Origin of the sequence: Xanthomarina sp. F1114 (assembly GCF_026410255.1) — a bacterium.
Taxonomy (GTDB): domain Bacteria; phylum Bacteroidota; class Bacteroidia; order Flavobacteriales; family Flavobacteriaceae; genus Xanthomarina.
Genome location: NZ_JAPMLL010000003.1, coordinates 134679 through 154580 on the forward strand (window position 1 = coordinate 134679; position 19902 = coordinate 154580).

The 19902-nt window shown below is 31.8% G+C and carries 14 protein-coding genes and 1 tRNA gene; 3 read left to right on the plus strand and 12 right to left on the minus strand.

Annotation, left to right across the window (positions count from 1 at the left end; all coding sequences use genetic code 11):
* Positions 1-142: 142 nt before the first annotated feature.
* Positions 143-1576, minus strand: coding sequence for a M56 family metallopeptidase (locus tag OS188_RS03270; RefSeq protein ID WP_267147387.1), 1434 nt, complete (start codon positions 1574-1576; stop codon positions 143-145).
* Positions 1577-1578: 2 nt separating this feature from the next.
* The gene (locus tag OS188_RS03275; protein ID WP_267147388.1) at positions 1579-1947 is read right to left on the minus strand and encodes a BlaI/MecI/CopY family transcriptional regulator; all 369 of its coding nucleotides are present in this window, start codon (positions 1945-1947) and stop codon (positions 1579-1581) included.
* Between the two features lie 119 nt (positions 1948-2066).
* Here OS188_RS03275 and OS188_RS03280 point away from each other — a divergent pair, with 119 nt between their 5' ends.
* Positions 2067-2576, plus strand: coding sequence for a DUF456 domain-containing protein (locus tag OS188_RS03280; RefSeq protein WP_267147389.1), 510 nt, complete (start codon positions 2067-2069; stop codon positions 2574-2576).
* Between the two features lie 257 nt (positions 2577-2833).
* Here the strand turns inward: OS188_RS03280 and OS188_RS03285 are convergent, their stop codons facing one another.
* The 5 genes from OS188_RS03285 to OS188_RS03305 form a co-directional block, all read right to left on the minus strand.
* Positions 2834-3508 (minus strand): response regulator, encoded by a 675-nt coding sequence (locus tag OS188_RS03285; RefSeq protein ID WP_267147390.1) that lies wholly within the window; start codon positions 3506-3508, stop codon positions 2834-2836.
* Between the two features lie 9 nt (positions 3509-3517).
* Positions 3518-5539, minus strand: coding sequence for a tetratricopeptide repeat-containing sensor histidine kinase (locus OS188_RS03290; RefSeq protein ID WP_267147391.1), 2022 nt, complete (start codon positions 5537-5539; stop codon positions 3518-3520).
* A 154-nt stretch (positions 5540-5693) separates the two neighbouring features.
* Positions 5694-5882, minus strand: coding sequence for a hypothetical protein (locus tag OS188_RS03295; protein WP_267147392.1), 189 nt, complete (start codon positions 5880-5882; stop codon positions 5694-5696).
* 474 nt (positions 5883-6356) lie between these two features.
* Positions 6357-7682, minus strand: a complete 1326-nt coding sequence (dsdA, locus tag OS188_RS03300) for a D-serine ammonia-lyase (RefSeq protein ID WP_267147393.1) — start codon at positions 7680-7682, stop codon at positions 6357-6359.
* A 57-nt stretch (positions 7683-7739) separates the two neighbouring features.
* Entirely contained in the window at positions 7740-8084 is a 345-nt protein-coding gene (locus tag OS188_RS03305; RefSeq protein WP_267147394.1) for a cupin domain-containing protein, read from the minus strand.
* A gap of 739 nt (positions 8085-8823) precedes the next feature.
* On the opposite strand from OS188_RS03305, the gene OS188_RS03310 reads away from it, so the two are divergent.
* Both OS188_RS03310 and OS188_RS03315 read left to right on the plus strand, forming a co-directional pair.
* Positions 8824-10251, plus strand: a complete 1428-nt coding sequence (locus OS188_RS03310) for a hybrid sensor histidine kinase/response regulator (protein WP_267147395.1) — start codon at positions 8824-8826, stop codon at positions 10249-10251.
* Complete coding sequence (locus OS188_RS03315) at positions 10251-12017, plus strand: ATP-binding response regulator (RefSeq protein ID WP_267147396.1); 1767 nt, start codon at positions 10251-10253, stop codon at positions 12015-12017. Before OS188_RS03310 ends, OS188_RS03315 begins: the two co-directional genes overlap by 1 nt.
* A 223-nt stretch (positions 12018-12240) precedes the next feature.
* Here OS188_RS03315 and OS188_RS03320 read toward each other — a convergent pair.
* The 5 genes from OS188_RS03320 to OS188_RS03340 all read right to left on the minus strand — a co-directional run bounded on the left by OS188_RS03320 (position 12241) and on the right by OS188_RS03340 (position 19858).
* Positions 12241-12314, minus strand: a tRNA-Asp gene (locus OS188_RS03320).
* A 121-nt stretch (positions 12315-12435) separates the two neighbouring features.
* Positions 12436-13365 (minus strand): DUF58 domain-containing protein, encoded by a 930-nt coding sequence (locus OS188_RS03325; protein WP_267147397.1) that lies wholly within the window; start codon positions 13363-13365, stop codon positions 12436-12438.
* A 67-nt stretch (positions 13366-13432) separates the two neighbouring features.
* Positions 13433-13750: a thioredoxin gene (gene trxA / locus OS188_RS03330; RefSeq protein ID WP_267147398.1), complete on the minus strand. Its 318-nt coding sequence runs from the start codon at positions 13748-13750 to the stop codon at positions 13433-13435.
* Positions 13751-14086: 336 nt separating this feature from the next.
* Entirely contained in the window at positions 14087-18475 is a 4389-nt protein-coding gene (gene dnaE, locus OS188_RS03335) for a DNA polymerase III subunit alpha (RefSeq protein ID WP_267147399.1), read from the minus strand.
* Between the two features lie 141 nt (positions 18476-18616).
* Positions 18617-19858: a DUF6252 domain-containing protein gene (locus tag OS188_RS03340; protein ID WP_267147400.1), complete on the minus strand. Its 1242-nt coding sequence runs from the start codon at positions 19856-19858 to the stop codon at positions 18617-18619.
* Positions 19859-19902: the final 44 nt, after the last annotated feature.

Here is a 19902-nt window from a genome sequence, read left to right on the forward strand (position 1 = left end):
AAACCAATAAAAAGGTACAAATGTTTCATACACAGAATTGAAACGGAAAAGTACAATATTTTTAATTATTCTACATAAATGGAGGTGTTTAAACATAAAAAAACCGAAGACAAAGCTTCGGTTCTTTATTCAATATTTATAATTACTCTTTTATTTCAAACTTTATTGGTAAATAGTATGGTACTGTTACTGTTTTCCCATCCTGCATTCCAGGTGTCATCTTTGGCAACATACTAATCACTCGCAGCGCTTCTTCAACAAGTTCTGGCTTTTCTGCTCTTGCTTTGGCATCAACAATATTTCCTAGGTTATCAATCTTAAAGAAAACAAATATTTTCACAACACCAGTTAAGTTTAATGTTTTTCCTAGATCTGTATTGAAATTTTCGGCCACAACACTACTAATTTTTCCAATCATACATTGTTTCCTCTCTTCGTTAGAACTTCCGTCTTCACAACCTGGAAATATTGGAACTTGATCTATTACTGTAAATGGAACTTCGCCGTTTCCATCAAATTCTGAAGAATTTAATGGAAGAGTCGAAACATCCTGACCTTCAACATTTGCTTTAATAACATCTAAAAAATAGGTTGTTAGCTCTTCTTTTTCAGATTCGTTTAATTTCCCTTCCTTATCAAAAGATTCGATAATCATTTTTAATTGATCTTCTTGAGATACTTCACTCACAGTCATACTATCTTGGCTTGCATCACTGCAAGAAGAATAAACTAACATCCCAAATACCATTGGAATTAAAAGTGCGTACCTTACTAATTGGACTTGTTTTGATTTTGATTTTTGTAACATAACGATTCGTTTTTTGATTAATGATTCTTTAAAAAATGGATTGATGAATGATACCCGCTTGGCTTGAAATACTTGCGATAACAGGTTTTGATAATATTGTTGTTTATTGTGCTTTACAGCTTCGGCATCTGCAATAAATTCGTGCACCACCGAAATTCTATTTTGATACATATAAATTAGCGGATTAAACCAAAATAATATGCGAAGGATTTCGAAAAACAACATATCGAAGCTGTGTTTTTGTTTTACGTGAACCAGTTCGTGCTTAAATATGGTTTCTCGTTCTTCATTTTCTAATTGTTTTCCAATAAAAATATAGTTGAAAAATGAAAAGGCATCCCGACTGTTTTCTAAATTCACAATTTGTAAATTAGATTCTCGATGTTTTTGATTATTAATAATTAATTGGGATATTTTAATAATTTTGAAGACAAAAATCATCAATGCAAAAGCAGAGCCCATATAGAAAAGATACATCCAAGACCACGAAAAACTTGATGCTTGATTGGCACCTTCAATTAAAACTTCATCTAAAACAATTGGGTTTTGTTTTCCTATAACAACTTCTGGAAGGGTGATAATATATTGCTGTGGCACAATGTTTTTAAACATCTCAACTTTTATGGTTGGCAGAATAAATGATAAAGCTGCTGTAATTAAAAGATAGGCCCTATTCCAGTTAAAAAACGTTTGTTTTTTTAAGAAAACATCATAAACTATTAAAAAGAATAGTTGAAATGCGATTGTTTGAATGATATAATGTGCCATAATTAGTCCTTTTTGTTCATGTCTTTTAAAACCGATTCTAGCTCTTGTAAACTAATATCGTTTTTCTTAACGAAAAAGGATACCATACTTTTAAATGATCCTTGAAAGTAGTTGTCTACTAAAGTGTTTAAACTTTGATTGCTATAATCTTGTTTTTTTACCAATGGAAAATAAATATGTCCTTTTCCTTGTTTTTCGTAATCCACAAAACCTTTAGTCTCTAATATTCTAACTATAGTAGAAACTGTATTATAAGCTGGTTTAGGTTCTGGCAAAACATCTATTATTTGTTTAACATTGGCTTTTTCAAGCTGCCATAACACCTGCATAATTTCTTCTTCGGCTTTTGTAAGTTGCTTTTTCTGTTGCATAATTTATTAACTAAAGTTTTAGTTTGATACAAATATAACTAAAAATATAGTTTGAACTAATTTTTTAGTTATTAATTTGTAACAATCGTTTTATATCTTCGTCTTATAAAGAAAAATTTATGGACTTATTATTATTTTTTCTTGGGTTTCTATTTATGATAGCTGGCATTATAGGAAGCTTTCTCCCCATACTTCCCGGACCTCCACTAAGTTGGATTGGTTTATTACTACTCCATTTAACCAGTGCAATCCCAACTAATTGGACATTTTTGATTACAACTCTGATTATAGCTCTAATAGTTTTTGCTGCAGATTATTTTATTCCTGCTCTTGGTACAAAAAAATTTGGAGGCAGCAGATACGGAGTTATTGGGACTACACTTGGCTTATTAGTTTCTATTATATTTCCAATATTAGGTGTGTTTGGGATTATAGTATGGCCTTTTATTGGGGCGTTTTTAGGAGAATTATTAAATAGAACCGATTCTAAAACAGCTGTAAAAGCAGCTTTTGGTTCGTTTTTAGGTTTCTTAACAGGAACTTTTCTAAAGTTTATTGTAGCCGTTATCTACTTTGGGTTATTTATTTGGAAGTTCTGGGAATACAAAAGTGGAATTTTTAGCTTTTAGTAAAAAAAAGAAACCTCATGACTAATACAAATAATATACAGTCATGAGGCTAGTGTAAATGCTATTATCAACTATTTCTTTTGAGGGATCAATTAATCAGTTGTTGATACTTCAAATATAGAACGAAGCATTTGAATTTGTTTACGGGAAAACCACAAAAGTTTTACGGGAAAACCGTAATTAGCAACTATACCGTGACATAACACGTTTTTAAAAATTTGAAAAAACGAAAACTTTAACAGTATTTGATCTAAAAACTAGATAATTCCTTTATCTCTAGCACTATCTAATAGAGATTCGTCGCTACCATCTTCAACAAAAAGCACTTCTTTCATGTATTTTTTTCGTTTTTCAATAGCGCTTAAAGAAAGATCTATATACTCTTTTAAGTTTTTAGTTTTGATACCTTGAGATAACAAATAAAGTATTTTTCTATTTACATCGTCTAGTACAATGTTTGTAGAAACTGTTTTCCTAATTAAACTGTTTACAGTACCACTATAAAATGGCGGGTTACTTAAAACTGCCTGAAAGGCATTTGCCAGTTCTTTAGAAGTTAAGTCGCTTTTAATTAAAAAGCCTTCTGGATTTATTGTTCTAACAATATTGTGAATTCTATATACTTCATTAAACATGGTTAGAATAATGATTTTGGCTTTAGGCATAATACTTTTAGCATGCATAGCTAAGTCTTCACCATTATTAAATTTACCATCAGTAGAGGGAGGTAAACTAATATCCATAAATAACACATCGTATGGATTGTTTCTTGCCACAGCATTTTCCATAAATTTTATGGACTCGTCGCAGTTATTAGCAATATCTATTTTTAAGTTTTGATTAGGTTTTTTCGTTGCAATTAAGGTGTTTTGATATCCTTCAATAATCATTGGATGATCGTCCGTCATTAATATACGAATGGTAGTTTGCATTAGTTTTTGCTAGTTATTTGGAGCTGTTATACTTATTTTAGTGCCAGAATCGGCAGTGGATTGGATGTCTAGTTTTCCGTCAATTTCTTGAACCCTAGTATATATATTCTTTAAACCAATACCTTTTCTAGCTTTGTTTACATCGAAACCAGAACCATTGTCTGCAATGGTTAAGCAAATTACATTATTTTTTTGTTTAAAGCTAATATTTACAAAGCTAGCACCCGCATGTTTATATATGTTTTGAAGAGATTCCTGAATAATTCTGTAATAGTGAATTTTTGTTTTATTAGAAATCTCATCCCAATCGATATTATCATCATTAATCAAGTCGTATTTTAATTTATAAGCTTTTGTTTGTGTCTCAACAAGAGTTCTAATAATACTAATATAATTAGAACCAGACACAAAATCGGTATTTAACTCATGAGAAACCTGTCTTAAATCGACTTCTATTTCTTTTAAATCGCCTAAGCACTTTTCTCTGGTTTTAATTGCTTCTGGTTGGACACTCATATTTAAGGAGTCCAGGTTTAGCCTAATTCCAAATAGTCGACTTAAAATACCATCGTGTATTTCTTGAGAAACTCGTTTTTTCTCAGCAACTCTAGCTTCATCAATTTTATCCTGTTGAGAAAGCATCAAATTATATATTTCTTCGTTTGTTTCTTGTTGCTGTTGGTTAAATTTTAATTCTTTGTTTTTATTCCGTTGAGAAACTATAATATATAACAACAATAAGGTAAACATTAACCCAATAGAAAGGATTAACAGCCAAAGTCTTTCTTTAGCCATCTGCTTATTCCTCTCTACTATTTGATCTGTTTCAAATTCAATTCTAGCGAATTTATTTCGAATATTACGCTCTTTATTTTGAAGACTATCACTTAATTTTACATAATCTGTTAAATAGACTTTAGCTTTAGACTCTTCCTCTATTTCAGCTTTTAACATTAGAGACTTTAAAATAACATCGTTTGTATTAGTTTCTTTTGCAATAGTATAAGCTCTATTTACAAAAAAAAGTGCCGAATCTTTTTTTTCTAGATTATTATAATATTCTGAAGCATTTAAACTAACAGACATAATACTATAATGGTCTTGTAAGCTATCACTAATTTTATATGCTTCTGTAAACATTTGAGATATTTCTTGTGTTTTATAATTTTTAGACAAGTATTTTATATAAGCATAATCTCCTAAAATTAATGCGTAATTAACTGGCTCCTCAAGTAAAAGCTCTTTATTTTTAAATAAATCGTGATAGATTTCTAAAGCTCTATCATAGTCTTTTAATTCTTTATAGATTAAAGCAATATTACTGTTAGAATATAAGGTATATAGGTAATTATCTGAAAGTTGATCGCTATATGTCAAAGCTTTATGGTGATATTCTATAGCTTTATCATAGGCTCCTAATTTATCAGATGCTATAGCAATAAGGTTATATAGAGCCCATAGATTATCAAGATTCTCATCTGTTCTAGGTAAGCTTTGAAATAATCTAATAGCATCTATAGCACTTTGTTCGCATCCAATATAATCTCTTTGACTAAATTGAATACTTGCCATATTGAACAGTGCATCTGCTTCTCTCTTTTCTTCATTTAAAGCTTTATAAACCTTATAAGAGGTGTAGTAATAATAATAAGAACTGTCAATTTGGGCTTTCTGCTGATGGTAATACCCTAAAACGGTCGTAATGCTTGCAATAGCCATGGAGTCTTTTAACTTAGTTGCAAGTTTTAAATTTTCATGATTGATATTGAATAGAGAATTCACATCTAGTTTTCTCAGATAAAGAGTTGCAAGTAAGCGTTTACTTTTTAGAATTGTAGAATCCTGATGGGTTGCTTCAGATAGTTTTATAGCATATTGAGCATATTCTATTTTTTTATCAAAACCTACCGCTTCTTTTGCCAGATTCCGATAAAAATAAATACTGTCTAATTGCCTATTAAAAGACGTATTCTGCGCATTTAATGGTAAGAGAAAAAATAATACGAGTATGATTATTATTTTTTGATACAATACTTGTTCATTTCAAAGTCTTTCAAATTTAAAATTTTTTATGACATAAAAGGCAAGTCTCAGATTTAATGGCAAAATTAAGGCAGATAAAAACATAGATAAACTTACCTTTTAAAAAATAAAAGGTAAGTTTATCTATAAAATGACATACATTTTAAGCGTGAGTAGGAACTTTAACTCCTTTTTTAATATGTCTATTTACTTCAAAACTGTACTGAATATCAGTATCCTTTGAAATAGTAGTCTCTTTTGGGCTTTTAGTTACTTGGTTAACTTCTGGGTTAATGCCAAAAGCGGTTGCGAAAAATAATGCTGCTAATAATGTAATTGATAGGGATTTCATAAGTATTCTATTTAGTTATTAATTAATTCTCAATAATAAGCCTGCTTTGCTTTTTTTTTTGCAAAACTTTAAGGGAGGGAAAAATGGATTATTAATTTTAAAAAAATGTGTACAACAATGTTATAAACATATCTTTTTGATCGTGAGGGAATAAGACATAATATGTCTAAAAATGAATTAATTACCTTTTTAAGTTGATTCTTTCGAGTTGGGGACTTAAGAAGGACTGCTAATATAGTTATAAGTCAAGATAAAACAATTTTTTAATCGATTAAATACATATATCATCGATAAAAAGCTGTTTTTGACAGTATTTGTCGTCTTAATTAGTAAGAAATTCCGCTGTCTCCTGTATAAACAAAAATTGTAACTAGTTAATTAAAAGCTACTTTAGGTGTTTTAAAAAATAAGAATTAACAAAATCTGACTAAAGCGAAGTAGTTTTTAGTAAAAACAATTTATTAGATGGGTGTTTTATTTATTCCCTACTGTTGCAAGACCGCGTTCATAAAACTCTTTACGTTCTATTTCCGGCACTAAATTGCCTCCGGTAGCCCAAACAATATGAGTTGCATTTTTCATATTCAAGTTATTAATTTTTGCATAATCTGTGCTTAAAACCCGATGAGGACCAATTAGCCCGGCAGTAGCCGAAGGTTCTAAGAAAACATTTTCAGTATCCATTAATTGGGTAAGCAAATTGTAAAGTGTTTGATCCTCCATGGTATAAAGACCGCTTATAAGGTGCGAACTTATTGAAGTAGCAAAGCTTGATGGACGTCCAACAGCAAGACCATCGGCTTCTGTTTTATTATCAATTCCAAAATCTTGAACACTAATTTTACTATTCTCTCCGGTAAGAAGTCCTACTAACACGGCAGGAGAATGAGTTGGTTCTACAAAAAAACAATGCACATGATCTCCATAAATCTGTTTTAAACCAAACGCAGTGCCACCTGGCGACCCTCCTACTCCACAAGGAGAATACACAAATAATGGATGTTGGGCATCTACCTGAATATTATCTGCTTCTAACTGTCTAGCAATTCTTAAAGCTCCAACAGAATATCCTAAAAACAAATCGTTGGAATTTTCGTCGTCAACAAAATAGGCTGTAGGATCTTTTTTAGTTTGTTCTCTTCCTGCTAAAATAGCTTCACTAAAATCTCCCGAAAACTCAACCACCCTAACTCCCTTTTCTCTAAGTAAGTCTTTTTTCCATGGTTTGGCGTCGGCCGACATATAAACAGTTACTTGAAAACCTATGGCCGCACTTATTATTCCAATGCTTAACCCTAAATTTCCAGTGGAGCCAACGCCAATTTTATGCTTATTAAAAAATTCTTTAAACTCAGAAGAAGTGAAGGCTCGATAATCATCTTTTAACAATCCAGCTTTTAAAGCTAGTTTTTCGGCATGACTTAAAACTTCAAAAAAACCACCACGAGCTTTAATAGACCCGGCTATTGGAAGCTTATTATCGCATTTTAAGAATAGTCGCCCTTCTATTTTAGGGTTTTGTTTATTCAAAAAATTTCTCATACTTGAAATCTCTTTTAATGGAGACTCTAAGATTCCTTGAGTGTTTTTAGTTTCAGGAAAAGCTTCCATAAAAAATGGGGCAAAACGCTCCCAAAGCCCTTCTGATTCTAAAATATCTTTCATACTAATTGAAAAGTCGGGCATCTCTAACATGGTTTTCCTATTTGGATTAATCCATGTAACTGGTTTTAAGCCTATAATTTTATCTAGAAGTGGTTCTTTGTAAACAAAACTTGCAATATCTTTTTCTGAATACATAATTTTCAATTTTAAAAATAAATCTATCCTTAATGTTTTAGTGCTCTGGTATTTATTTTAGGATTTATTGATAACCCCTTCCACACGTTTAGCCGAGTCTAATTTATTAAGACTTAAACGAACTGTACTCGTCTGTAAGGCTGTTAAATCGTGAGGCACATTACCCTCTAGAGCTATTAAATCTCCTTTTTTTAATTGATGTACTGTGCCATTTACTCCAAAATCGATGGCTCCTTCAAAAATTTCAACAACAATAGGGAAAGGGGTTTTGTGCTCTTTCATTAACTGCCCTTCTTTAAAGGCTATTCTAATTTCTTTTCCAGTTTCTGTTTCTAATAGAACTTGAATGGTTGGTCTAGTTTCATTGTATTCTAGGTTGTTTACTAATGATGCTAATTTCATATTAAAAAGTTTTAAAATTAATTCCTTATTTAGAATGATTCAAAATTAGGGAATTTTCAGATAATTCCAATGCTTTTTATAAGGTTTATTTTTTAGAGAAAAGACCTTCATAGGCTTATCTATATATTCAGTAATAAAGTTCGACAACACAACTAAATCTTCTAGCTAAAAAGATAAACAAATTATGGATTCTCAACTTTAATAATTGCAACTCTAGTCTAGTTGTTTCAATTTTGCATATTAGTTTTACACAAACACATAAAAGTTAATGTTCTATAGAAATATCAAAAATAACACATAAAAGCACGATTAAATGCTTGTTTTGTCGATAAAAAGCATAATATTGTAACATACATCTTTATTTTGTTAACTAAACCATAATAGAGATTATTACATAAGAGATTCTTACTTAACATATTATATGAAACCCAAATCATTAAATATAAGTTCGTTTATAAAGAAAACAAGATTTAAGCGCCTTAACTCTGCCGATAAACTCACTTTTACTACCTATACTATTGGAATAATTACTTGTATACTTGTCCTTGCATTTAATTCCATTTCAAATTATCAAATTTCCAGAAATGTAACCTGGTTTTCACTGGTTTCATTACTACTTAGTTTTTACTTATATTTTAATTTGAAAAAGTATTTTCATTCAAGTGTTTTACTAATTACATCTTTAAATATTTCAATATTTTATTTGTGTTATAAATTAGGCTTAACAAGCTCTTATTTTATGTACAATTATGCGCTATTATGCACGATTCCGTTTATAATTAGAAGAAACAGAAACTATTTAATTAATGGTGTCGTTTTAGCACTTATTACATTTGTTTTTACAACCTTAAGCCTCATTTTATCTCCTCAATACAATATAAAAAACCTATTAACAGAGGCTGCTAACGATAAACTACTAAGTAATTCCTTAATCACATTTATATTATTTTTAGCATTTGCCTTTATAATGATTGCCGCGTTCAATAATGTTATTACGGCATTAATTAAAGCGAAAATAAATGCTAATAAACAAAAGGACACTAAAACACGAGTACTCTCTAATTTAGGTCACGAATTAAGAACACAATTAAGTAGTATACATGGTATTACACAATTGCTATTAGTGCAGAATGAAAAAGGAAGTATGTCTAAGCAAACGTTTTCTGATTATACCGATACTTTAGAGTTATGCAGTAAGCAAATGCTTTTCTTGGTAGATGATATTTTAGATATTCATAAAATTGAGTCTGGAAATTTCAATCTTAATTGTAAACCCGAAAATATTTATGGACTCCTTCATCAAGTTGTTATTCCTTTTAAAAATAAAGCAGAAGGAAAAAACTTAATTTTTGATGTATCTATAGATCCTATATTAAAAAATGATTATCTGGATATTGACTCGTCAAGGCTAACACAGGTATTACAAAATTTAATTTCTAATGCCATAAAATATACGGACAATGGATTCATTAAATTTACGGTTAAAATGGAATCTGAGAATGAAGAGGAGTCTTCTATTATATTTTCTATAAAGGATTCGGGAATGGGAATTTCTAATGAAAACTTATTAAAAATCTTTGATAGTTTTCAGCAGATTAGAGATAAAGACACTGCAAATGTTGGTGGAACAGGTTTAGGTCTATCCATTTCAAAAACAATTATTGAGAAAATGGGTTCTCAAATTAATGTTAACAGCATAGAAAGTGTTGGAAGTGATTTTAATTTTACACTCAAGTTAAAAAAAGTACCATATTTGTCTCAACAAAACAAAGACAATAACCTTCAAGTCTCACCTTCTTTCCTAAAGGGTAAGAAAATACTAGTAACTGAAGACAATAAAATTAGCATGCTTTATGCTAGTAAGTTATTAGAGAAAAACGGCGCTATAGTTCTTAAGGCATACAATGGTGTAGAAGCTGTAGAACTAGTAGAAGCTAATGCTGACATCTCCATTGTTTTATTAGATCTAGAAATGCCAGTAATGAATGGATTTACAACAATACAGCATATAAAAGAAATAAACAACTCTTTAAAAGTTATTGCCTTTACTGCTAACATTCCAGATTTCGGATTGTTAAATAGGATTAGTAAATTTCATTTTGATGATTTTTTAGCCAAACCATTTAAAAATGATAATATGTTTTCAATTTTAAACAAACACTTATAATGGAAAACATAAAGAAAAACCTATATGAAAAAGAAGAAAAGTATGTAGATCCTTTTACTTTTATAATTCACATTCTTGCTTTGGCTATTACTGTAATTAACATTATATATAATTATTCAATAGATCATATGGAATCTTTATATTTTAGTACACTCATACTAGTATCTGTACTACTTGCAATGTTAGTTTATTTTAAATTTAAAAAACATTTATTAGGTGCATTTATCTTTGTTATAGGTACTTCAATTAGCATATCGGGAATCTTAGTAATAGAAGGGCGTATATCCTTTAATTTTCTTTATTATTTTGCTATTATACTAGCTATTCCTTTCTTAGTAAAAAGACATGAAAATTATGTTAGAGACAATTATATTCTATTTTCAATTGTTGCACTTATAGCAGTCTCTACCCTACTTATAGCACCGGAACTTCCTATGTATTCAATTATAGAGGATAGAGATATCTATATAAAAATGTTGATTAATTCTACAACTAGTTTTATAACTGTTGTAATGTTTGCTGTAATTATAGTTTATGTTAGTCGTAATTTTTTCATTTCATTTTTAAAAGATAAAAAGCGTGCCGAAAAAGAAAAGGATAATCGTATGGTTGCTCTAACCAGTCTTGGTCATGAGTTAAGAACACAAATAACTAGTATTAATGGAATTACTCAACTCATTATTGAACAAAAAAAGGAATTAAAACCCAATAACGAGTTACTTAAAAAATATGCTACCATTTTAGACACATGTAACGACCAAATGCTTAGTTTGGTTAACGACGTATTAGATATTCATAAAATAGAGTCTGGTAAATTTGAATTAATAGAAAAACCAGAATCTCTAAATAATCTATTAATAGAAATTGCTAATGAATATGTCTTGGCTGCTAATGCTAAGGGCATCTTTTTTAAGACCGAAATAGACACAAAAATTACAGATCTTAATTTAGTCTTTGATAAAATGAGACTACAACAGATTTTTAAGAATTTGTTATCTAATGCAGTAAAATACACAGACGAAGGTTTTATTTCCTTTAAAGTAATTATAGTAGAGGAAACTTCAACCAATGTGTCTGTATTATTTAAAATTGAAGACTCAGGAATAGGAATTTTGGCAGAAAATTATTCTAAGATATTTGAAAGTTTCCAGCAAATAAAATGTGAAAACTCAGATATTTATGGAGGTACAGGACTAGGGTTAACATTAACTAAAACCATTTTAAACAATATGGGCTCTACTATAGAGATAGAGAGCAATATTAATAAAGGGAGTATATTTTCGTTTAAAATCACTTTTGATAAAACCAGTATAAAAACTAATATTGAACCGATAAAACTTTTAATTCAAAATGAATATTGTTTAAAAGGTAAAAATGTCCTAATCGCAGACGACAATAAGGTAACTTTACTTTATACAGACACATTACTTAAAAGCTATCATGCAAAGGTGTTTTTAGCTAATAATGGTATGGAAGCTATAGAAATAGCAAAAACACATAAAGACATAGATTTTATTCTTTTAGACTTAGATATGCCAAGATTAAATGGCTTCGAAGCTATTGAGAAATTAAAAGCAATTAATCCAAACCAAACCATAATTGCATTTACTGCCAGTATTCCTGACGAAGAGTTATATAAGAAACTTAAATTTTATGGTTTTGACGATTTTATTACCAAACCATTTAAGAAAGAAGAGTTAATTAGAACATTTTATAAAAACTGTAAAGAAGCTAAAACAAGTAATATAGCTGCTGCTATAAATTAATATAAAATTAATTCCCCAAAACAAAAAAGCATCCCAATTTTCAATAAAGAAAAAAGGAAAGCTTTCCATTGGATAAAGTTGAAAGATTCAACTCTACTACCTATGACAGACTACTACATCTGCCAAACAACACAACTAAATTTTAACTACCTACGGCAGTTTTATTGCCAAAAAAAAGCTTCAATTTCTTGAAGCTTTTAGCTCCCGATATCTATCGGGTTTGCGGTCTGGACGGGACTCGAACCCGCGACCTTCGCCGTGACAGGGCGACATTCTAACCAGCTGAACTACCAGACCGTTGCTTTGTGCAATGCTTTTTAGTAAAAATCCGTAGACTTTAAGCCTCCAAGCGGGTGCAAATATAAGAGGCTTTTTCTATATGACAAACATTTTTCTCTAATATTTTACATTTTTTTATCTAAATAAATTTTTCACGCTCTATCATATAGGTTGTCAGGATGTTATCAAATTTATTATTTATGTCAGCTTCCACATATTTTATCTTGTATTGACCACATTTTAATTTTATAGCCTCAAAATAATCACCAACAGCCTTTTTATACGTGTCTTTTATATTTTCGGCGTATAAATTTATATGTTCTCCTGTTTCCACATCAACAAATCGCTTAGGTACATTATCAAAATCGAAAAGCAATTCTTTTTGCTTATCAAACACATGAAACAATACTACTTCATGCTTATTATATTTTAAATGACGCAAGGCATCAAATAACTTCTCCTCTTCCACCTTTGTTTGGAACATATCTGTAAAAAAGAAAATTAAAGAACGTCTTTTAATATTTTCGGCAATTTGATGTAAATAAGTATATGTATCTGTTTGTTTTTGTACCGGTTTAGACAGCACCATTTCACTTAACTGATTCAATAACATATGATGATGCCTCTCACTTCCTTTTTCTGGAGAATAAAAGTCGTAGGAATCGCTATAAATACTTAAGCCCACAGCATCGCGTTGTTTTTTTAAAATATGCATCAATGATGCTGATGCTAAAGCCGTAAAAGCAATCTTATTTAAATTATCTATGGAAAAAGTTTTTAATTCCGGATAGTGCATGGAGGTGCTATTATCTATAATTAAATGACAACGCAAATTAGTTTCCTCATCGTATCGCTTTGTATACAACTTATCGGTTTTTGCATAAAGTTTCCAATCTATATGTTTGGTACTTTCTCCTTGATTATAGATTTTATGTTCGGCAAATTCGGCCGAAAATCCGTGAAACGGACTTTTATGCATCCCCGCAATAAAACCTTCAACCACCTGCTTAGCAAGTAAGTCTAAATTTTTAAAGCCTCCTGTTTTATTGAGTTCTTGTTGTAAATCCATGAAGTCTCTAAACTAAAAAAGGTTTGCCTTTAAAGCAAACCTTTTATCTTTTCTTTTAAATTGTATTTTATAAAAGCGCATCAATAGCTTCTGTGTAAGCACTTTTCTGAGCTACACCAACCTGACGTCCAACTACTTCTCCGTTTTGAAACACCAATACGGTAGGAATATTACGTACACCATATTTAGCTGCAAATTCTTGGTTTGCATCTACGTCTACTTTTCCAACAACGGCTTTTCCTTCGTATTCTTTACTAATTTCTTCAATGATTGGTCCAACCATTCTACATGGTCCACACCAAGCGGCCCAAAAATCTACCATTACTGGTTTATCACTTTTTAATACTGTTTCTTCAAACGATGCATCTGTTATATCTAATGCCATAATTTCTAATTTTATATGTTCTACTTAATCTCTTCTAAATTCTATCAACTAGCCTGTTTGGCAGTCTACTATGCAATATTAGTCAAAAACTTTGCCAAAACTTACAACCTGACAATTTGTTTTCTTTATCATAGAATTAACTGAAGTTATACTGCCAATTTGGGTGTAACCCTTTTTCGCAATCGCTACAAAGGGTCAGGCTTTCGTACGTCGCTCTCTTCGAGGAGCTCCAACAAGTACTCAATCCTTTACACGAGGCCTGCATTTATCAGTTTTTAAATTTAATTAAAAAAATCATACCTGAAAACTCTATCTAAAAAAGCTTTTTTTAATTCGTTAATTCAATTTATAAAACACATCATTTAGTTCTAACTCCTCTAACAATTCTTGAGAAATCTTCACCTTTTGTTTTCTACTTGGCATGGTTAGTTTTATCTGCTCTTCAGAGTCGTAAATAATAAAATTTAATAAATTATCACCTCTGTGCATGGTTAGTAAATCTTTTAATTCTGAAATACGATTGTCCTGCAGATCGCTAATCTTTAATTGTATGGATAATTTTTTTGCATAAGTTTCCATAACATCATGCAACAACTGAAAATTATTAAACTGAATTCTAGGATCGCTTTTATTTCCAGTTTCTCTATTTACCCATCCTTCGCGGATAAATATCTTAACATAAACAAAAGAATTACTTACAAGAAAATGTCTAAACTTTAAGTACTCTTCTCCAAAAATTCTAAATTCAAAACTATCTGTATAATCTTCAATGGTAAATATAGCCCACCCCTTTCCTTGCTTACTCACTCTGTGTTGCACATCTACTACAACCCCACCAAATGTTAGCTCTCTATTTACATAGGTTTCTAGATTTCTTAATAAAGCTAAATTAGAATTACAAAAGGTTTTCATTTCAATTTTAAAATCATCCAACGGATGTCCAGAAATATAAATTCCAACTACCTCTCTCTCTCTTGCAAGTTTTTCCATGGTTCCCCATTCTTCGCAAGGTGGCACTAAAGGCTCTTCAATTTGAACATCGCTAGACTCTCCAAACAAACTTACCTGTGCAGAATTTTCATTTTCCTGATGTTTAGCACCATATTTAATTGTTTTTTCTAAAAAGGTAATCCCATCACCTTCATCCTGGAAATATTGTGCTCTATGTGTGTTTTCAAAACAATCGAAACCTCCAGCAAGTGCTAAATTTTCAAAAGCTTTTTTATTGGCTGCTCTTAAGTCTATACGTTTGGCAAAATCGAAAATCGATTTATAATGACCATCCTCTTTTCTATTATTTACTATGGTTTGTACGGCTCCATGTCCTACTCCTTTTATGGCTCCCATTCCAAACCGAACCGCATTATCCTGGTTTACAGAAAACTTATAATAACTCTCATTAATATCTGGTCCAAGTACATTTAATTTCATGCGTTTACATTCTTCCATAAAGAAGGTTACTTGCTTGATGTCATTCATATTATTAGAAAGTACGGCCGCCATATATTCGGCAGGGTAATGTGCTTTTAAATAAGCTGTCTGGTAGGCTATCCATGCGTAACAAGTAGAATGCGATTTATTAAAGGCATAACTTGCAAAGGCTTCCCAGTCTTTCCAGATTTTCTCTAATTTTTTAGCATCGTGTCCGTTTGCTTCGGCTTGAGCAATAAATTTTGGCTTCATTTTATCCAAAACGGCTATTTGCTTTTTACCCATAGCTTTTCTTAAAACATCGGCTTCACCTTTTGTAAAATCTGCCAATTTCTGAGAAAGCAACATCACCTGCTCTTGATAAACCGTAATTCCATAGGTTTCTTTAAGGTATTCTTCCATGGCTGGCAAATCGTAATCAATCTCCTCTAAGCCGTGCTTACGTTTAGTAAAACTTGGAATGTACTCCATAGGTCCCGGACGATATAAGGCATTCATTGCAATTAAATCTTCAAAAACCGATGGCTTTAGTTCTTTAAGGTGTTTTTGCATTCCAGGAGATTCGTATTGAAATACACCAACAGTTTCTCCTTTTTGGAAAAGCTCGTATGTTTTTTCATCATCTAACGGAAAACTATCTGGATCTAGATCTATATTATGCTTGGCTTTTACAATTTTTACGGTATCTTTTATTAAAGTCAGCGTTTTTAAACCCAAGAAATCCATCTTTAATAAACCAGCATCTTCCACCACTGAGTTGTCGAATTGGGTTACATATAAATCGGAGTCCTTAGCAGTAGAAACTGGAACGAATTTGGTAATATCGTCTGGCGTAATAATAACTCCACAGGCATGGATTCCGGTATTTCTAACAGATCCTTCCAGCATTCTTGCCAAGTTAACTGTCTCTGCTTCCAAATCGTCTCCATCAGAAATATTTAAAAGCTGATTAACCTTTTCCAAATCTTCTGATCTGAACATATTTTTCAACCCTTTCTCATCTGCACCAAAAATTTTGCGCAACTTAGACATGGTAGGAATTAATTTGGCTATCCTATCGGCATCAAAAAGTGGTAAATCTAGTACACGGGCGGTATCTCTAATAGAAGACTTGGCAGCCATGGTACCATAAGTGATAATTTGTGCCACTTGATTACTTCCATATTTTTCGATAACGTAATCCATGACGCGAGACCTTCCTTCGTCGTCAAAATCAATATCGATATCCGGCATACTAACACGATCCGGATTTAGAAAACGCTCAAAAAGTAAGTCGTATTTAAGAGGATCAATATTAGTAATCCACAAACAATAAGCTACTACAGAACCGGCTGCAGAACCACGACCAGGACCAACAGACACATCCATTTTTCGAGCTTCGCGAATAAAATCTTCTACAATTAAGAAGTACCCTGGGTATCCAGTATTTTCAATAACGCTTAACTCGAAGTCTAATCGTTCTTTTATCTCTTCTGTTAGTTCTTCTCCATAGCGCTTTTTTGCGCCTTCGTAAGTAATATGTCGTAAAAATGCATTTTCCCCTCGTTTACCATTATCCTCTAAATCGGCTGCATCTTTAAACTTTTCTGGAATATCGAAAGCAGGCAATAAGACATCACGAGCCAGCTCATAGTATTCTACTTTATCAATAACTTCCTGGATATTACTTATAGCTTCAGGAATATCTTTAAAGATTTCCTTCATTTCTTCCGAAGATTTAAAGTAATACTCCTCGTTTGGCAAGCCATAACGGTATCCACGACCACGACCAATTGGAGTAGCTTGTTTTTCGCCATCTTTTACACATAGTAAAATATCGTGGGCATTGGCATCGTCTTGTTTAGCATAATAGGTGTTATTAGATGCTACAAGTTTAACGTTGTGCTTTTTAGAAAATGAGATTAATACCGGGTTTACGCGATTTTCATCTTCTTGATCATGACGCATTATTTCGATATACAAATCGTCTCCAAACGCTTCTTTCCACCAAAGCAAAGCTTCTTCTGCTTGATTTTCACCAATATTTAAGACTTTACTTGGTACTTCGCCATATAGATTTCCTGTTAAAACAATGAGGTCCTCTTTATATTGTTGAATGAGTTTTTTATCAATTCTAGGTACGTAATAAAATCCATCTGTAAAAGCATGAGAAGATAGTTTTGCTAGATTATGATATCCTTTTTTGCTTTTTGCCAAAAGCACTATTTGGTAGCCATTATCTTTTCTGGATTTATCCAAATGATCCTCGCATACAAAAAACTCACATCCTAATATAGGCTTTACTTCTTTTAAAGTTGGAGTTTCACCTCTTTCAATAGCTTCTTCGTTTTTAGCTCGTACCGTTTTATTATGATTACCAGCAGCTTTTACAAAGTGAAAAGCCCCCATCATATTTGCATGGTCTGTTAGAGCAACTGCAGGCATATTTTGCTCGGCTGCAGCAGCTACCAAAGCAGGAATACTTATTGTAGATTGTAAAACGGAATACTGGGAGTGATTATGAAGATGAACAAACTCAACTTCTTCTAATTCTGAAATATTCTCTTTTATTTCGTCTTCAGTAAGATCAACTGATTGTTGTTCCTGTAAACGTTTATTGATTTTAGCACTTTCCTGTTTTAGGTTGATATGCTTTAAACCAATGAGCTTAATTTCTTGCGGATTGGCTTCAGAGAAGTTCTTAAAATAATCTGGCTGAACATCTAAAGCTTCCTTAGTATATTCTTGCCTTCGGATTAATTCTAAAAAACAACGTGTGGTTGCCTCTACATCGGCTGTTGCATTATGCGCTTCAGCAAAAGGTTGATTAAATAAATATTGATGCAACTCTGTTAAAGTTGGCAGTTTAAACTTTCCATAACGCCCACCTGGCAGCTGACAAAGGCTAGCCGTATGCTCTGTACACGTATCTAAAACCGGTAATTCTTGTAAAGGGTTTTCTATGTTTTCCCGAACAAATTCGGCTCCCATTATATTCAGGTCGAATTTAACATTTTGTCCAACAACAAATTTTGCTTTAGACAGAGCTTCGTTAAATTTCTCTAACATTTCTCTTAAAGGCACACCTTGTTCCTGAGCTAGCTCTGTAGAAATTCCATGAATTTTCTCAGCATCGTAAGGAATATTAAAACCTTCAGGTTGGATTAAATAATCTTGATGCTCTATACATGCACCCATGTCGTCATGCAACTGCCATGCAATTTGAATACATCTTGGCCAGTTATCTGTATCTGTAATTGGTGCATCCCAACGTTTTGGTAATCCTGTGGTTTCGGTATCGAAAATTAAATACATATGGTGTTTTCTTGAGAGTAAATAAGAATGATAAAAATATGAAAAAATGCTCTTTCAGAATGTTAAAATCACAAACAGTTGTAAACAAAAAACCAGAGAAGTTAGCTTCTCTGGTTTCCTATAATTTTATTTTAAAATAACTTAATTCAACACATAATTAGACAGTGTATTAGCACCTTCTTCTGTTATATATTCAATAAGACCAACATCTTTAGCGTAATAATACTGAGTAACTACTGTAACTCCTGCTCCTGTTGTTATTAATTCAATATGAAGAACATTATCATAATTTACACCTTCTACCGCTCTTGACAAATCGCGCCCTTTCATTTCAAATGTATAATCTGCCACCACATCTGTATCTGGAATACTTGGCTGCCCTGGTTCTGGAGTATAAGAAATAGTATAAGCCACATTAGATTCCCATGTTTCTCCAACAATTGCATCATCTTTTAACATATTAACCGTGTAGGGCGTTGCAGAAAATTGATATCCAGGAACAGAACCCGACATTTCGGTTCTTACATAATAATTTGGACCACTCTTTCTTAACCACGATGGTGCTCCATATAAATCGTCGAAAGCATAATATTCTAAACTATCAAATGTTTCAGTTCCAGTAATAGTATATGTCTGCTCCCCGCTAGTTGTGGTGTTATAAGTCCATGAATTATTAATAGCTCTTGGCCAATAATCAGATTCTACACTTTCACAATTTAAACCATCAATTATATCTTGTAAAACACCTGCTTCATCTCCACAAGCTATTTGCTGCTCTATCAATGCTGCTCTGTATGCATTACAAACTGTGGTATAATTTGTATCTGTTGGGTCTGTTTCCTCATACAATTGGGCTGCTGTTGCTGTTGCAGCTACAGCCTCATCGCAAGACACTATAGGTGGACCAGCATTAAATGGTACAGGGATTTCGTAAAAAACACCTTGGCTAAAATTAACCGTTTTGCTTCCGCTATCCGAATAGGCATTAAACCAAAACTTTCCAGAAACAGTACTTCTTTCTTGATTGTACTCTGTAATTTCTACAATTCCATCTGGCGGATACAACTCGGCATCCATATCTGGCAAATTATTAGTCGAATACACCTCATCACTAGCATCTATTAAAATGGCTTCGTTAATATTGTTTTCTCCTAACAAATAAGTTCCAACAGAAAAAGACGATATCTGTAAATTAATAACGTCATAATTATTATTTCCAGAGATGATGGCTTTTCCATTTTCGTCAAAATACCCACTATATAAAACGGCTTTCCATGAATTACCGTCCTTTTTACCTAGCATGGCTGGATTGTTAAATTCAATATCGTCTGCACAGCTTGACATAATCAGCATAGTAATTGCAAATACAAATAACTTTTTCATGTGTTTATATTATGTTTTTTATTTGTCGCATGAAACTCTACAAC

Coding starts and splice junctions, on each gene's coding strand:
- OS188_RS03315 (WP_267147396.1), top strand. CDS start 10,251: ATGGAAAACATAAAGAAAAACCTATATGAAAAAGAAGAAAAGTATGTA.
- OS188_RS03275 (WP_267147388.1), bottom strand. CDS start 1,947: ATGCAACAGAAAAAGCAACTTACAAAAGCCGAAGAAGAAATTATGCAG.
- OS188_RS03295 (WP_267147392.1), bottom strand. CDS start 5,882: ATGAAATCCCTATCAATTACATTATTAGCAGCATTATTTTTCGCAACC.
- OS188_RS03340 (WP_267147400.1), bottom strand. CDS start 19,858: ATGAAAAAGTTATTTGTATTTGCAATTACTATGCTGATTATGTCAAGC.
- OS188_RS03285 (WP_267147390.1), bottom strand. CDS start 3,508: ATGCAAACTACCATTCGTATATTAATGACGGACGATCATCCAATGATT.
- OS188_RS03270 (WP_267147387.1), bottom strand. CDS start 1,576: ATGGCACATTATATCATTCAAACAATCGCATTTCAACTATTCTTTTTA.
- OS188_RS03310 (WP_267147395.1), top strand. CDS start 8,824: ATGTACAATTATGCGCTATTATGCACGATTCCGTTTATAATTAGAAGA.
- OS188_RS03325 (WP_267147397.1), bottom strand. CDS start 13,365: ATGGATTTACAACAAGAACTCAATAAAACAGGAGGCTTTAAAAATTTA.
- trxA (WP_267147398.1), bottom strand. CDS start 13,750: ATGGCATTAGATATAACAGATGCATCGTTTGAAGAAACAGTATTAAAA.
- OS188_RS03305 (WP_267147394.1), bottom strand. CDS start 8,084: ATGAAATTAGCATCATTAGTAAACAACCTAGAATACAATGAAACTAGA.
- dnaE (WP_267147399.1), bottom strand. CDS start 18,475: ATGTATTTAATTTTCGATACCGAAACCACAGGATTACCAAAACGTTGG.
- OS188_RS03280 (WP_267147389.1), top strand. CDS start 2,067: ATGGACTTATTATTATTTTTTCTTGGGTTTCTATTTATGATAGCTGGC.
- dsdA (WP_267147393.1), bottom strand. CDS start 7,682: ATGTATTCAGAAAAAGATATTGCAAGTTTTGTTTACAAAGAACCACTT.